At 72.6% G+C, this 14,088-nt stretch carries 15 protein-coding genes and 1 pseudogene; 13 read left to right on the forward strand and 3 right to left on the reverse strand.

Going from position 1 to position 14,088, the window contains the following annotated elements; translation table 11 throughout:
* Positions 1–351: 351 nt before the first annotated feature.
* The 3 genes and pseudogenes from ONA70_RS05245 to ONA70_RS05255 all read left to right on the forward strand — a co-directional run bounded on the left by ONA70_RS05245 (position 352) and on the right by ONA70_RS05255 (position 1,139).
* On the forward strand, positions 352–483 hold the full coding sequence (locus ONA70_RS05245) for a hypothetical protein (RefSeq protein WP_265005182.1): 132 nt from the start codon (positions 352–354) through the stop codon (positions 481–483).
* Positions 426–548, forward strand: a pseudogene (locus ONA70_RS05250) (peptidase S1); the annotation flags it as partial. The gene ONA70_RS05245 and the pseudogene ONA70_RS05250, both read left to right, overlap by 58 nt.
* Before the next feature lie 24 nt (positions 549–572).
* Positions 573–1,139 carry a YbjQ family protein gene (locus tag ONA70_RS05255; RefSeq protein WP_265005183.1) on the forward strand — a complete coding sequence of 189 codons (567 nt, stop codon included), beginning with the start codon at positions 573–575 and terminating at the stop codon, positions 1,137–1,139.
* A gap of 147 nt (positions 1,140–1,286) precedes the next feature.
* Here the strand turns inward: ONA70_RS05255 and purB are convergent, their stop codons facing one another.
* Positions 1,287–2,711, reverse strand: coding sequence for an adenylosuccinate lyase (gene purB, locus ONA70_RS05260; RefSeq protein ID WP_265005184.1), 1,425 nt, complete (start codon positions 2,709–2,711; stop codon positions 1,287–1,289).
* A 124-nt stretch (positions 2,712–2,835) separates the two neighbouring features.
* On the opposite strand from purB, the gene ONA70_RS05265 reads away from it, so the two are divergent.
* Positions 2,836–3,060: a fascin domain-containing protein gene (locus ONA70_RS05265; protein WP_265005185.1), complete on the forward strand. Its 225-nt coding sequence runs from the start codon at positions 2,836–2,838 to the stop codon at positions 3,058–3,060.
* Positions 3,061–3,199: 139 nt separating this feature from the next.
* Positions 3,200–3,946 carry an SDR family NAD(P)-dependent oxidoreductase gene (locus ONA70_RS05270; RefSeq protein ID WP_265005186.1) on the forward strand — a complete coding sequence of 249 codons (747 nt, stop codon included), beginning with the start codon at positions 3,200–3,202 and terminating at the stop codon, positions 3,944–3,946.
* Positions 3,947–4,045: 99 nt separating this feature from the next.
* Here ONA70_RS05270 and ONA70_RS05275 read toward each other — a convergent pair whose 3' ends face one another.
* Positions 4,046–5,338, reverse strand: coding sequence for an acetyl-CoA C-acetyltransferase (locus ONA70_RS05275; protein WP_265005187.1), 1,293 nt, complete (start codon positions 5,336–5,338; stop codon positions 4,046–4,048).
* A 55-nt stretch (positions 5,339–5,393) separates the two neighbouring features.
* Here ONA70_RS05275 and ONA70_RS05280 point away from each other — a divergent pair, with 55 nt between their 5' ends.
* From ONA70_RS05280 to ONA70_RS05305, 6 genes are all read left to right on the forward strand, one after another.
* Positions 5,394–6,752 carry a 3-oxoacyl-ACP reductase gene (locus tag ONA70_RS05280; protein WP_265005188.1) on the forward strand — a complete coding sequence of 453 codons (1,359 nt, stop codon included), beginning with the start codon at positions 5,394–5,396 and terminating at the stop codon, positions 6,750–6,752.
* Between the two features lie 263 nt (positions 6,753–7,015).
* The gene (locus ONA70_RS05285) at positions 7,016–7,906 is read left to right on the forward strand and encodes a MaoC/PaaZ C-terminal domain-containing protein (RefSeq protein ID WP_265005199.1); all 891 of its coding nucleotides are present in this window, start codon (positions 7,016–7,018) and stop codon (positions 7,904–7,906) included.
* Between the two features lie 66 nt (positions 7,907–7,972).
* Positions 7,973–8,740 (forward strand): NUDIX hydrolase, encoded by a 768-nt coding sequence (locus tag ONA70_RS05290; protein ID WP_265005189.1) that lies wholly within the window; start codon positions 7,973–7,975, stop codon positions 8,738–8,740.
* Between the two features lie 54 nt (positions 8,741–8,794).
* Positions 8,795–9,751: a hypothetical protein gene (locus ONA70_RS05295; protein ID WP_265005190.1), complete on the forward strand. Its 957-nt coding sequence runs from the start codon at positions 8,795–8,797 to the stop codon at positions 9,749–9,751.
* On the forward strand, positions 9,748–11,007 hold the full coding sequence (locus tag ONA70_RS05300; protein WP_265005191.1) for an adenylosuccinate synthetase: 1,260 nt from the start codon (positions 9,748–9,750) through the stop codon (positions 11,005–11,007). Before ONA70_RS05295 ends, ONA70_RS05300 begins: the two co-directional genes overlap by 4 nt.
* 24 nt (positions 11,008–11,031) lie before the next feature.
* Positions 11,032–11,646, forward strand: a complete 615-nt coding sequence (locus tag ONA70_RS05305) for a DedA family protein (RefSeq protein ID WP_265005192.1) — start codon at positions 11,032–11,034, stop codon at positions 11,644–11,646.
* Positions 11,647–11,710: 64 nt separating this feature from the next.
* Here ONA70_RS05305 and ONA70_RS05310 read toward each other — a convergent pair whose 3' ends face one another.
* Entirely contained in the window at positions 11,711–12,349 is a 639-nt protein-coding gene (locus ONA70_RS05310) for a TetR/AcrR family transcriptional regulator (protein ID WP_265005193.1), read from the reverse strand.
* Positions 12,350–12,426: 77 nt separating this feature from the next.
* On the opposite strand from ONA70_RS05310, the gene ONA70_RS05315 reads away from it, so the two are divergent.
* Together ONA70_RS05315 and ONA70_RS05320 are read left to right on the forward strand one after the other, a co-directional pair.
* Positions 12,427–12,879 (forward strand): SCP2 sterol-binding domain-containing protein, encoded by a 453-nt coding sequence (locus ONA70_RS05315; RefSeq protein ID WP_265005194.1) that lies wholly within the window; start codon positions 12,427–12,429, stop codon positions 12,877–12,879.
* A 2-nt stretch (positions 12,880–12,881) separates the two neighbouring features.
* Positions 12,882–14,088, forward strand: a 1,207-nt coding sequence (locus ONA70_RS05320) for an acyl-CoA dehydrogenase family protein (protein WP_265005195.1), incomplete at its 3' end; no start/stop codon positions are given.

The following is a 14,088-nucleotide window of genomic DNA, read 5'->3' on the forward strand; positions in this document are numbered from 1 at the left end:
GGCGTGGACGGCCGCGCGGGCGGAACGCCGATGCGGGTTCGTTGCGACGTCGATACGGATTCGTTGCCCAAGGGCGGGCCCAGGTCCGGGCGACACCCCCTCTGACCAGCCATTTTCCGAGCCACCTCGGTCCGCCGGACCGGTTTCCGACAGATGAACCGGCCGCGCCGGTGGCTTCGGCGGGATGGACCAACTGATATCGATCGGAGCCTTGTGACGAAGCTCCCCCCTCCTAGCGTTCATCGTCAGCTGTCGATGGAGTCGTCGACCGGCCCCCGGGCCCATCCCGCCCTGGTGACGTCGCCCCTGGCCGACACCCCGAGCCGCCTCCGCGGAAGGAGTTTCCCCGACATGCGCCTCCGAGCCCTGCTCGCCGCCCTGGCCGGCGCACTCGCCACCGCCTCCGGCGCGTCGCCGCGCCGGCTGGCCCGCAGCCGATCATCGGCGGCAACACCGGTGTCGCCTCCACCGCCGACGGGGTGAGCATCCAGAACTACGGCAGTGTCGCGTACAACCGGGCCTGGATCACCTTGGCGGCCGGTGTCTGACGGTTAGGGCCGGGTGCGGCGGGGATGGGTCGTGGCACGCCGACCGTCCGCGCCGCGCCGTTTTGCAGCATCCGATCAGGTGAACACGGCTCACGAACCGGCCGCCTACCTACTGGAAGCATCGGAACCGTGCTGGTCGTGACGACGGATCAACTGCCTGGCTACGAGATCCGCCAGATCCTCGGCGAAGTGGTCTCCTCGATGGCGAGGACCCGGAACCCCTACCGCGAGGGGGTCAAGAACCTGCGTGGTGGCGCCTACGACCCGATGGCGCCGGACAACCTCACCCGGTGGCGTACCGACTCGGTGGCCCGGCTGGGCGAGGAGGCCCGCCGGCTCGGCGCGAACGCGGTGATCGGCATGCGCTTCGACAGCCGGGACTGCGGCGAGATGTGGATGGAGATCTGCGCGTACGGCACAGCGGTCATCGTGGCGCCCAAGATGCCGGACGTCATGCCGCCCGACCAGCCCATGATCGCTGCCGAGACGGCCCAGGACCCGGAGATCGCCTCCGCCCCTGGCGGCATCGCCGAACCGGCCAGCGCCCCCAATCTGAGTTCCGCCGCCGAAACCCCCACCCGCGACTCCTGACCATGCCCCGGCCCGGACCATCCTCCCGGCCCTGACCATCCTCCCGGCCCTGACCATCCTCCCGGCTCGTTGATCAAGGAGTTTGCGTCAGAGTTGATCTCCGCGGCGACGCAAACTCCTTGATCAACAACGCGAGGGGCGGGGCGGTCAGAGGATGGGGGGCGGGGAGTAGGCGGCGGCCTCGGGGTGACGCTCGACGATCTTGGTGATGCGGGCGGTGACGCGGGCGACCTGGTCGGACGCGGCGCCGACGAACGCGTTGCGGTCGGCGACCAGGGCGTCGATCTCGGCGCGGGTCAGGCCCAGTCGACCGTCCGCGGCAAGGCGGTCGAAGAGGTCGTTCTCCGCCGCGCCCTTCTCCCGCATGGCCAGCGCCACGGCGACCGCGTGCTCCTTGATCACCTCGTGCGCGACCTCTCGGCCGACCCCGCGCCGGACCGCCGCCACCAGGATCTTGGTGGTGGCCAGGAACGGCAGGAAGCGCTCCAGCTCCCGGTTGATCACCGCCGGGTACGGCCCGAACTCGTCGAGCACGGTGAGGAAGGTCTGGAACAGCCCGTCGGCGGCGAAGAACGCGTCCGGCAGGGCGACCCGGCGAACCACCGAGCAGGAGACGTCCCCCTCGTTCCACTGGTCGCCGGCCAGCTCACCGACCATCGACAGGTAACCCCGGATGATCACGGCAAAGCCGTTCACCCGCTCGGACGAGCGGGTGTTCATCTTGTGCGGCATGGCGCTGGAGCCCACCTGACCGGGCTTGAAGCCCTCGGTGACCAGTTCCTGGCCGACCATCAGCCGGATCGTGGTGGCCAGCGACGACGGCGCGGCGGCCACCTGCGAGAGCGCGGCGATCACCGCCAGGTCGATCGAGCGCGGGTAGACCTGCCCGACGCTGTCCAGCACCCGGCTGAATCCGAGGTGCTCGGCGACCCGGCGCTCCAGCTCGGCGACCTTGTCGGCGTCGCCGTCGAAAAGATCGAGCTGATCGGCGGCGGTGCCCACCGGCCCCTTGATGCCGCGCAGTGGGAACCAGTTGATCAGGTCATCCAGCCGCTCGTACGCGATCAGCAGCTCCTCGGCGGCGGAGGCGAAGCGCTTGCCCAGCGTGGTGGCCTGCGCGGCGACGTTGTGCGACCGGCCGGTCATCACCAGGCCGGAGTACTCGTGGGCATGCCAGGCGAGCCGGGCCAGGGTGGCCACCACCCGGTCCCGGATCAGCTCCAGCGAGGCCCGGATCTGGAGCTGCTCGACGTTCTCGGTGAGGTCCCGGGAGGTCATCCCCTTGTGCACGTGCTCGTGCCCGGCGAGCGCGCTGAACTCCTCGATCCGGGCCTTCACGTCGTGCCGGGTGACCCGCTCGCGTTCCGCGATCGAGGCCAGGTCGACGGTGTCAACCACCTGCTCGTACGCCTCGACCACCCCGTCCGGCACCGGCACGCCGAGGTCCCGCTGGGCCTTCAGTACGGCGAGCCAGAGCCGCCGCTCCATCCGTACCTTCTCCTCGGGCGACCAGAGGGCGACCAGCTCGGGTGAGGCGTACCGGTTGGCGAGCACGTTCGGGATCGTCGTCACGCGCCTTATTCTCCATCGTCCCGTACGGGCGCGGCGGCGGCCCCGGCGCGTGTGATTACGCGGGTTTGGGCGGAAAAGTTCCTGTTGTCGCTCATGACCGGGCAGGACGGCAGGACAGGGGCCGTTGCGGGATCATGTCGCCATCCACCTCTCGCCGTTGATCGCCAATCGCGCCGTCGTCGGGACGGCGGAACGGTTCACCCTCGTCCGGACCATCTACGGCACGGTCAGCCTGAAGGCGGCCGCCAACAACCGCTACGTCACCGCGGCGAGCGGCGGCGCCAAGCCGCTGATCGCGAGCAGCCAGAGAATCGGGATCGGCTCCTGGGAGAAGTTCAACCTCGGCTGATCCCCAGCACAGCGACCGACGCCCGTCCGGGTACGTAGCCGGACGGGCGTCGCCGTTCCGGGTCACCGGGTGATCTTCCGCCGGCCCCGGCCGGATAGGGTGCTCATCGTCCTGATTCGACGGACAGGATTGGGGAAGAGTGTCCAGAATTTCCGGCAGGGTTGCCCTGGTCACGGGCGGGAGCCGCGGTATCGGTGCCGCCGTCGCGCGTCGGCTGGCCCAGGACGGTGCCCACGTCGCGTTCACCTATCGCGAGGCGGAGGACAGCGCGAAGGCCGTCGTGGCCGACATCGAGTCGTACGGCCGCACCGGCCTGTCGATCCGGGCCGACAGCACCGACCCGGCCGCACTGGTCGGCGCGGTCGAGCAGACCGTCGCCGAGCTGGGGCGGCTGGACGTCCTGGTCAACAACGCCGGGGTGTTCTCGTCGGCGCCGATCGAGAAGGTCAGCCTCGACGACCTGGACCGGGCCATCGCCGTGCACGTACGCGGGGTGTTCCTGGCCACCCAGGCGGCGGTGCGCCACCTGGGTGACGGCGGGCGGATCGTCAACATCGGCAGCAGCTTCGCCAGCCGCGTTCCGACCCCGGTCCCGGGCGTGAGCGTCTACGCCATGACCAAGAGTGCGGTCAACGGCCTGACCCGGGCACTCGCCCGCGAGCTCGGCCCGCGCGGGATCACCGTCAACCTGATCCTCCCCGGCTCCACCGACACCGACATGAACCCGGCGGACAGCGCCGGCGCCGACGCGCAACGGTCGCAGATCGCACTCGGCCGGTACGGCACGCCGGCCGACGTGGCGGCGATGGTCAGCCACCTGGTGGGCGAGGGCGGGCGGCACATCACGGGCGCGTCAATCGCCATCGACGGGGGCACCACCACCTGACCCGGTCGCGGCTCGCCGGCCTGCGGCGAGCCGCCCGGGACCCGGGCAGGGCCCGCACCGTGGTCGACTCGCCGTGCGGCACGGGTGCCGGCTGCCGGTTCACCGCTCCAGGATCGCGGTCACGCCCTGGCCACCGGCGGCGCAGATGGAGATCAGACCCCGCCCGCCGCCCTTCCGGTCGAGGAGCTTGGCCAGGGTGGCCACGATCCGCCCGCCGGTGGCGGCGAACGGGTGCCCGGCGGCCAGCGACGAGCCGTTGACGTTGAGCTTGTCCCGGTCGATCGACCCGAGCGGCGCGTCCAGGCCCAGCCGTTCCTTGCAGAACTCCGGCGACTCCCATGCGGCCAGGGTGGCCAGCACCTGCGAGGCGAACGCCTCGTGGATCTCGTAGAAGTCGAAGTCCTGGAGGGCCAGGCCGGCCCGGGCCAGCATCCGGGGTACCGCGTACGCCGGGGCCATCAGCAGCCCCTCGTCACCGTGCACGAAGTCGACCGCGGCGGTCTCCGACCAGGAGAACCAGGCCAGTACCGGCAGGCTGTGCTCGCGGGCCCACTCCTCACTGGCCAGCAGCACCGTCGACGCGCCGTCGGTGAGCGGGGAGGAGTTGCCGGCGGTCATGGTGGCCCGCTCGGCGTCCGGACCCTTGGCGCCGAAGACCGGCTTGAGCGAGGCGAGCTTCTCCAGGCTGGTGTCCGGGCGGAGGTTCTGGTCGCGGGTCAGCCCCAGGTAAGGGGTCATCAGGTCGTCGAAGAACCCCTGCTCGTACGCGGCGGCGAGCCGCTGGTGCGAGCGGAGCGCCAGCTCGTCCTGGGCCTGCCGGTCGATGTTCCAGCGCAGCGCCGTCCGCGCCGCGTGCTCCCCCATGGACAGCCCGGTACGCGGCTCCGCGTTGCGCGGGATCTCCGGCTTGAACGGCTGGTGCGGGCGGAGCTTCGCGGCGACCTTGAGCCGCTCGCCGAGGGTCCGCGCGGAGTTGAGCTGGAGGAGGGTGCGGCGCAGGTCCTCGTTGATCGCCAGCGGCGCGTCCGAGGTGGTGTCCACGCCACCGGCGATGCCGACCTCGAGCTGCCCGAGGGCGATCTTGTTGGCGACCAGGATGGCGGCTTCGAGCCCGGTGCCGCAGGCCTGCTGGATGTCGTACGCCGGGGTGTGCGGGTCGAGCCGGGAGCCGAGCACCACCTCGCGGGTGAGGTTGTAGTCCCGGGAGTGCTTGAGCACCGCGCCGGCGACCACCTCACCGACCCGCTGCCCGGCCAGGCCGAACCGGGCGACCAGGCCGTCGAGCGCCGCGCCGAGCATGTCCGCGTTGGACGCGTGCGCGTAGCGCGAGTTGGACCGGGCGAAGGGGATGCGGTTGCCGCCGATGACCGCGACCCGCCGGACACTCTGCACGATCGGCCTCCTCTGAAGCTGTTGCCCGAACCCTACTCGCCAGTAGGCTACGCCTATGACCGACAGGTACGCGAGCTTCGTCCAAACGGGGGCCGGCCGCGCGCTGGTCAAGCGCCTCGGGCTGCCCGATCCGCCTCGCCTGCGCCGACACGAGCCGGGCGACCCGCTCGTTCCCGGGCCGGTCCTGCTCGGCGCGGCGACCGGCGGCCGACTCGCCGAGCAGGTCACCAAGCTGCTGACCTTCGCCGGGGTCGAGCTGCTCGACCCGGTCGCGGCCACCGACGCCACCTCGCGCTACGCCGGCCTGGTGTACGACGGCACCGGCGTCACCGACTCCACCGAGCTGCGCCAGCTCTACGACTTCTTCCACCCGCACGCCCGTTCCCTGACCCCGAGCGGCCGGGTGATCGTGCTGGGCACCCCGCCGGCCGAGTGCGACTCGCCCCGCGAGGCGACCGCCCAGCGGGCCCTGGAGGGCCTCACCCGCAGCATCGGCAAGGAGTTCGGCCGGGGCGTCACCGCCCAACTGGTGTACGTCACGAAGGACGGCGACGCCGGCACCCCGGTCAGCCTGGAGTCCACCCTCCGCTTCCTGCTGTCCGGCCGGTCCGCGTACGTCTCGGGTCAGGTGATCCGGGTCGGCGCCGGCACCGCCACCGCACCGGCCGACTGGGACCGGCCGCTGGACGGGCAGGTCGTGCTGGTCACCGGGGCGGCCCGGGGCATCGGCGCGGCGCTCGCCAAGGTGCTCGCCCGGGACGGCGCCAAGATCCTGGCGCTGGACGTCCCGGCCGCCGGGGACGCGCTGGCCGAGGTGGCCAACGAGATCGGCGGCAGCGCGGTGCAGCTCGACCTGACCGCGCCGGACGCCCCGACCCGGCTGGCCGAGCACCTGGCGAGCCGGCACGGCCGGGTCGACGTGGTGGTGCACAACGCGGGTATCACCCGGGACCGGACCCTGGGCCGGATGGACGCCGACCGCTGGGACCAGGTCATCGACGTGAACCTGTCCAGCCAGGAGCGGATCAACGACGTGCTGCTGGCGCGCGACCTGATCCCGGCCGGCGGCCGGATCGTCTCGGTCTCCTCGATCGCCGGCATCGCCGGCAACCGGGGCCAGACCAACTACGCGACCAGCAAGGCCGGCGTGATCGGCCTGGTCGACGCGCTGGGCCCGGTGCTGCGGGAGCGGGGCATCAGCCTCAACGCCGTCGCGCCCGGGTTCATCGAGACCCGGCTGACCGCGCGGATCCCGCTGATGATCCGCGAAGCGGGCCGGCGGATGAACAGCATGGCCCAGGGCGGCCTGCCGGTGGACGTGGCGGAGGCGATCGGCTGGCTCTCCTGGCCGGCGACCGGCGCGGTCAGCGGCAACGTGGTTCGGGTCTGCGGCCAGAGCCTGCTGGGGGCGTGATGGCACGGCGGAAGCGGCGGTCGGAGAAGCCGACCGAGGAACTGTCGGTGCACGAGCTGATCGAGGGCCCCACCCAGGACCTCACCGCGGCCCGGCACGCCCTGGCCGCCCGTGGCGGACCCGAGCCGTCGCGCGACCCGGCCCAGGAGCCACCCACCCTGGCCAGCGAGGCGACCCAGGACCTGTCCGCGCTGGCGGCCGACCTGACCCACGACCTCTCTGGCGCGGCCGCGGCGGTCGCGGCGAGCCGGTCGGCGGGCACGCTGACCGCACCCGGGCGCATCGGGCCGGAACGGCGGGTCCGGGTCGACCTGCCCCGGCTGCCGGCGGCCGGCGCGCTCTACCGGCGCGCCCTGCTCGGCGCGCTGCCCGGTCTCGGCGGCCGGCGCGGCCAAGACGTGCCCGCGGTGGAACTGGGCGTCACCGGGGTGACCGTGCGCACCGCCCACCTGGCCGACTACGACCGGGTCTGCGGCTTCCGGCTGACCGACCGGCTACCGGGGACGTACCTGCACGTGCTGGGTTTCCCGCTGTCGCTGCGGCTGATGACGACCGCGGAGTTCCCCATCCCGCTCACCGGGGTGGTGCACGTGGCGAACCGGATCACCGTGCACCGCCCGGTCGAGGTCGGCGAGACGGTGGACTTCCGCACGTACGCCGAGAACCTGCGCCCGCACGAGCGGGGCCGGCAGCTCGACGTGGTGCTGGTCGGCTCGGTCGGCGGCGAGGAGGTGTGGCGAGGCGTCTCGACGTACCTCGGGCGGGAGCGCACGGCGGGCGGCGGCCCAAGGCGCGACCGGGGTGACCGGGGTGACCGGCCGGCCTCGTCGGCGCACTGGCGGGTGCCCCCGCGGGTCGGGACCGACTACGCCCGGGTCTCCGGCGACCACAACCCGATCCACACCTCGCGGCTGGGTGCGCGGCTGTTCGGCTTCCCCCGCCCGATCGCGCACGGCATGTGGAGCAAGGCGCGGTGCCTGGCCGCGCTGGAGAGCCGGCTGCCGGAGGCGTACACGGTGGACGTCTCGTTCAAGCTGCCGGTGCCGCTGCCGTCCACGGTGGCCTTCGGCGCCATCCCCGCCGGGCCGGGCTGGGACTTCGCCCTGCACAGCGCGCAGGACGGGCGGCCGCACCTGGTGGGCACCGTCCGCTGAGGAAAGAGGGGCTTGGCGTCCCCTCTTCCGTGCGCTAAGTTGTTCTCAGAATGAGTTGTTCTCGAAATGAGAGAGACAGTCGTGAACGAGCAGGACTTCCTCGCCGCGTACGACCCCCGGGACTACCCGGCGGTCGCGGTCACCGTCGACGTGGTGGCGCTGACCATCCGCGAGGGCGCGCTGCACCTGCTGCTGATCCGCCGGGGCGCACCGCCGTACGAGGGGCACTGGGCGCTGCCCGGCGGCTTCGTCCGGCCCGACGAGGACCTGGCGGCCGGCGCCCGCCGCGAGCTGGCCGAGGAGACGGGGCTCGGCGGCGAGCGGCTGCGCCGAATCCACCTGGAACAGCTCGGCAGCTACAGCGATCCGGACCGCGATCCCCGGATGCGGGTCGTCTCGGTCGCCCACCTGGCCTTCGCCCCGGACCTGCCCGACCCCGCGGCCGGCACCGACGCCGACGACGCGGCCTGGCTGCCGGTGACCGCGCTGGCCAGCCGCCAGCTCGCCTTCGACCACGGCCGGATCATCTCCGACGGCCTGGAGCGGGCCCGGTCCAAGCTGGAGTACACGCCGCTGGCCACCCGCTTCCTCGACCCCGAGTTCACCATCACCGAGCTGCGCGCGGTCTACGAAACGGTCTGGGGCCACCCGCTGCACGCCGGCAACTTCCACCGCAAGGTGCTCTCGGTGCCGGGGTTCGTGGAGAGCACCGGCGCCAGCACCGAGCGCGGCGGGGCGCGCGGCGGGCCCCGGGCCAAGCTCTACCGGGCCGGCGACGCCCGGCTGCTGCACCCGGCGCTGCTGCGCCCCGCCCGGGAGGAGACGGTGCGGTGAGGACCGGGGCCCGCACCTTCCGACCGTTCACCCGCAATCCCTAGGGAGGCTGCCATGGGCAGCGGAATCTGGTCCACCGACGTGTACGACGCCGCCGACCGCTACCGGCGGGCCACCGGAAAGAGCGCCTTCTCCTACAGCGACGGCGGGGCCCGGAGCGTGCACCCCGCGCTCGACCCGCGCGGTGCGGTCCGGGAGAGCCGCGACTCCGACGAGCACCCGCAGTCGACCGCCATCGCGGTCCTCTTCGACGTCACCGGCTCGATGGGCCACGTCCCCCGGGTGCTCCAGACCAAGCTGCCGCAACTGCTCGGCCTGCTGCTGCGCCAGGGGTACGCCCGCGACCCGCAGGTCATGTTCGGCGCGATCGGGGACGCCACCTGCGATCGGGTGCCGTTGCAGATCGGCCAGTTCGAGTCGGACAACCGGATGGACGACGACCTCGGCCGGATCGTGCTGGAGGGCGGCGGTGGCGGCCAGATGACCGAGTCGTACGAGCTGGCGATGTACTTCATGGCCCGGCACACGGTCACCGACTGCTGGGAGAAGCGGGGCCGGCGCGGCTACCTGTTCATCATCGGCGACGAGCTGGCGTACCCGCGGGTGAAGGCGCGCGAGGTGGCCCGGCTGATCGGCGACGACCTGCGCGAGGACCTGCCGGTACGGCAGATCGTCGACGAGGTGACCCGCCGCTGGGACACCTACTACCTGCTCCCGGCCGGCAGCGCGTACGCGGGCAACCGGCAGGTGCTGGACTTCTGGCGCGGCCTGCTCGGGCAACGTGCGGTCGAGCTGGACGACCTGGATGCGGTCTGCGAGACCATCGCGCTCACCGTCGGCCTCGGCGAGCAGGCCATCGACCTGGACGCGGGCCTGCACGACCTGGACCGCGCCGGCTCCACGGCCGGCCGGACGGTCTCGAGGGCGCTGGCCAGGCTGGGCCGGGCCGGGCGCGCCGAGGTGGCCACCCTGCCGGTGGCGGGAGCCGACCCGGGGGTCACCCGGCTGTGAACCACGTGATGGTGGTCGACCTCGGCTACGGCGACGCCGGCAAGGGCACCGTCGTGGACTGGCTCTGCGCGAGCCGGCCGGTGCACACGGTGGTCCGGTTCAACGGGGGCGCGCAGGCGGCGCACAACGTCGTGCTGCGCGACGGACGGCACCACACGTTCGCGCAGTTCGGCGCCGGGACGTTTCGCCCCGGCGTGCGTACCCACCTGTCGCGGTACGTGGTGGTGGACCCGCTGGCGCTGGCCGCCGAGGCCCACCACCTGGCGGCGGTCGGCGTGCCCGACGCGCTGGACCGGCTGACCGTCGAGGGCGAGGCGCTGCTGGCCACGCCGTACCACCGGGCCGCGAACCGGGCCCGGGAGATCGCCCGGGGAGCCGACCGGCACGGCTCCTGCGGGCTCGGGGTGGGCGAGGCGGTCGCGTACGGCCTCGCCCACCCCGACGAGGCGCCCCGGGTGGCGGACTGCCGCCGCCCGGCGGTGCTGCGCCGCCGGCTCACCGCGCTGCGCGACCGGCTCACCGCCGAGCTGGGACCGCTGGACGCCCCGCCGGTCGAGGACTGCCTGCCCGCGTACGCCGGGTTCGCCGGGCGGGTGGCGATCGTCGACCGGACCTGGCTGGCCGGGGCGCTGCGGGCCGGGACCTGCGTCTTCGAGGGGGCGCAGGGGGTGCTGCTCGACGAGTGGCACGGCTTCCACCCGTACACCACGTGGAGCACCACCACCTTCGCCAACGCCGAGACGCTGCTCGCCGAGGCGGGCCTAGCCGGCACTGCGCAGCGGCTCGGGGTGCTGCGGGTGACCACCACCCGGCACGGCCCCGGGCCGCTGGTCACCGAGGACCGAACGCTGGCGTTCACCGATCCGCGCAACCCGACCAACCCCTGGCAGGGGCGGTTCCGCTTCGGCCACTTCGACGCGGTGGCCCACCGGTACGCCCTCGACGTCGTCGGCGGGGTGGACGGGCTGGCCCTGACCCACCTCGACCTGGCCGGACCCGCACTCCGGATCTGCCGCCGCTACGACAACCTCAACCGGCTCGCCCCCGGCCCGGCCGGCGACCTGAACCGGCAGGCCGCGCTCACCGCCTGCCTGCTGGCGGCCCGCCCGGTCTACGACGGCCCGCCCGCCGACTGGCCGGCCGCGGTGGCGGCCGAACTGGCCGCGCCCGTGCTCCTCACCTCGCACGGCCCCACCGCCGAGGAGAAGGAGGGTGCCCTTGTTAACGCCTTTTGCATAGGAAGGGCCCCCTGTTAACACCGCACCGCCGAGCATGAGGGCATGGGGGACGTGCTCGACCTACTGCACCAGACGGTGGCCTCGCCGTGGGTGTACCTGGTGATCATCGCGGTCACCGCGGTCGACGCGTTCTTCCCGGCGATTCCCGGCGAGACGGTGGTAATCACCGCGGCGGTCTTCGCCGCCGGCGGGGAGCCGAACCTGGTCGCGGTGATCGTCACGGCCGCGCTCGGCGCGCTGGTCGGCGACCACCTGTCGTACGCGATCGGGCGTGGCGGCGGCGCCCACCGGCTGGCCCGGCTGCCCGCCGACAGCCGGCGGCGGGCCGGTTCCGCCTGGGCCCGCCGCGCGGTCGATCGGCGCGGCGGAATGATCCTCACCACCGCCCGGTACGTCCCCGGCGGCCGGACCGCGGTCACCCTGACCATGGGCGCGGTCCGCTACCCGCGGCGCTGCTTCCTGATGTACGACGCCCTCGCCTGCGGCACCTGGGCGATCTACTGCGGACTGCTCGGCTACTTCGGCGGGCTCGCCTTCGAGCACCACCCGGTCCGGGGCCTCCTGGTCGGCGTCGGCCTGTCGGTGCTGGTCACCGCCCTCTTCGAGGCGGCCCGCTGGGCCCGCCGCCGCACCCACGCCCGCGCCGCACGCCGTTGATCACGCCACCGGCGGTTAACAGGGGGCCCCTTTTCTACCGGAGGCGTTAAGAAGGGGCCCCTCCTTACTCTGCCGGCGGACGCCAGGTGGTGCCGCGGAGGAGTTGGTCGGCGCCGAGCCAGGCGACGTTCATCATCCGGGTGGCGGTCTTCTCCGGGTCGGCCTCCGGGTGGTCGGCGAGCCAGTCGGCCAGCGACTCGCTGGCCCCCACCAGGGCGTACGCGACCACCTCCAGGTCGGTGGCGCTCACCTCGCGGCCGTTGACGCGCAGCGCGTGGTCGAGCATGCCGGCGACCACCTCGACCAGCCGGTCGCGCATGGCGGCCAGTTCGCCGGCGAACGGCTGGGAGCCACGGGCCTGGCGGTAGAGCACCGCCCAGCCGTCGCGGTGCGCGCCGACGAAGCCGAAGAAGGCGCGCAGCCCACGCCAGAGTCGCTCGTCGGCGGGCAGGTCGGGGGCGGCCGCCCCGGCGATGGCCTCCATCATCCGGGTGCCCTCCCGGTGCAGGCAGGCGACGAAGAGTTCCTCCTTCGTCCCCAGGTACGCGTAGACCATGGGCTTGGAGATGCCGGCGTCGTCGGCGATCTCGTCCATGCTGGCCGCGTGGAAGCCCCGGCGGGAGAAGACCTTGACCGCGGCATCGAGCATCTGCTGCTCGCGGACGGCCCGGGGCAGGCGCTTGAAGGCGGGTGTGCTGGACACCCTTGCGAGCATACCTACTCATGCGTAAGGTTACGCCAGAGTAACCAAAGTCGGCCCGCTCCGAGAGGTGCATCCCCATGACTGACTTCGACCCGGCCAACTTCGCGAACGTCGAGCCCAAGGAGTTCGCGAAGCTGGTCAAGTCCACCCCCGATGACAAGATCGCCGAGATCATGTCGGGCGACCTGCGCGGCAAGGTACTGAGCGAGGTCTTCAGCCGGATGCCCACGCTGTTCCGCGCCGACCGCGCCGGCTCCACCAACGCGGTCATCCACTGGAACATCACCGGTCGCCCGGACGGCGGCACTGACACCTACGAGATCGTCATCGAGAACGGCACCTGCGCGGTCTCGGAGACCCCGACCCGGGACCCGAAGCTGAGCCTCACCATGGGCCCGGTCGAGTTCCTGAAGATCGTCTCCGGTGGCGCCAACCCGGTCATGATGTTCATGACCGGCAAGCTGAAGGCCAAGGGCGACCTCGGCCTGGCGGCCAACATCGCCAACCTGTTCGACATCCCCAAGGCCTGACCATGGCCGAGTTCTCGCTCGACCTGAACGAGGAACAGCGGGATCTCCGCGACTGGGTGCACGGCTTCGCCGCCGAGGTCGTGCGCCCGGCCGCGGCCGAGTGGGACGCCCGGGAGGAGACTCCCTGGCCGATCATCAAGGAGGCGGCGAAGGTCGGCCTCTACGGCTTCGAGTTCCTCGCCACCTGCTGGGCCGACCCCTCCGGCCTCTCCCTGCCGATCGCCAGCGAAGAGCTGTTCTGGGGCGACGCCGGCATCGGCCTCAGCATCTTCGGCACCTCCCTCGCGGTCGCCGCCATCTACGGCGCCGGCACCCCGGACCAGCTCGTCGAGTGGGTCCCGCGGTGCTTCGGCGACGTCGACGAGCCGGCCGTCGCCGCGTTCTGCACGACGGAGCCGGAGGCCGGCTCGGACGTCGGTGCGATGCGGACCCGCGCCGTCTACGACGAGGCCACCGACGAGTGGGTGCTCAACGGGCAGAAGGCGTACGCCACCAACGGCGGGATCGCCGGGGTGCACGTGGTCACCGCCTCGGTCGAGCCCGAGCTGGGCTCGCGGGGGCAGGCCGCGTTCGTCGTACCGCCGGGCACGCCGGGGCTCAACGCCACCCGCAAGCTCCGCAAGCTCGGGCTGCGCGCGTCCCACACCGCCGACGTCTTCCTCGACGACGTACGGGTGCCGGGGCGCTGCCTGCTCGGCGGCAAGGATGCTCTGGACGAGCGGATCGCCCGGGCCCGCTCCGGGCAGCGCGCCTCCGGCCAGGCGGCGATGCGCACCTTCGAGCTGTCCCGACCGACCGTCGGCGCCCAGGCGCTCGGCGTGGCCCGTGCCGCGTACGAGTACGCCCTGGACTACGCGAAGGAACGGGTCCAGTTCGGACGGCCGATCATCGCGAACCAGGCGGTCGCGTTCGCGCTCGCCGACATGAAGATGGAGATCGACGCGGCCCGGCTGCTGGTCTGGCGGGCCTCCTGGATGGGCCGCAACAACCGGCCGTTCAGCGCGGGCGAGGGCTCGATGTCCAAGCTCAAGGCCGGCGAGGTGGCCGTCTCGGTCACCGACCGGGCGGTCCAGCTCCTCGGCGGCGCCGGCTTCCTGCGCGACCACCCGGTCGAACGCTGGTACCGGGACGCCAAGATCTACACCATCTTCGAAGGAACCTCCGAGATCCAGCGCCTGGTCATCTCCCGGGCCATCTCCGGGATGCAGA

It is taken from the genome of Micromonospora yasonensis, from assembly GCF_026013475.1.
GTDB classification, from domain to species: domain Bacteria; phylum Actinomycetota; class Actinomycetes; order Mycobacteriales; family Micromonosporaceae; genus Micromonospora; species Micromonospora yasonensis.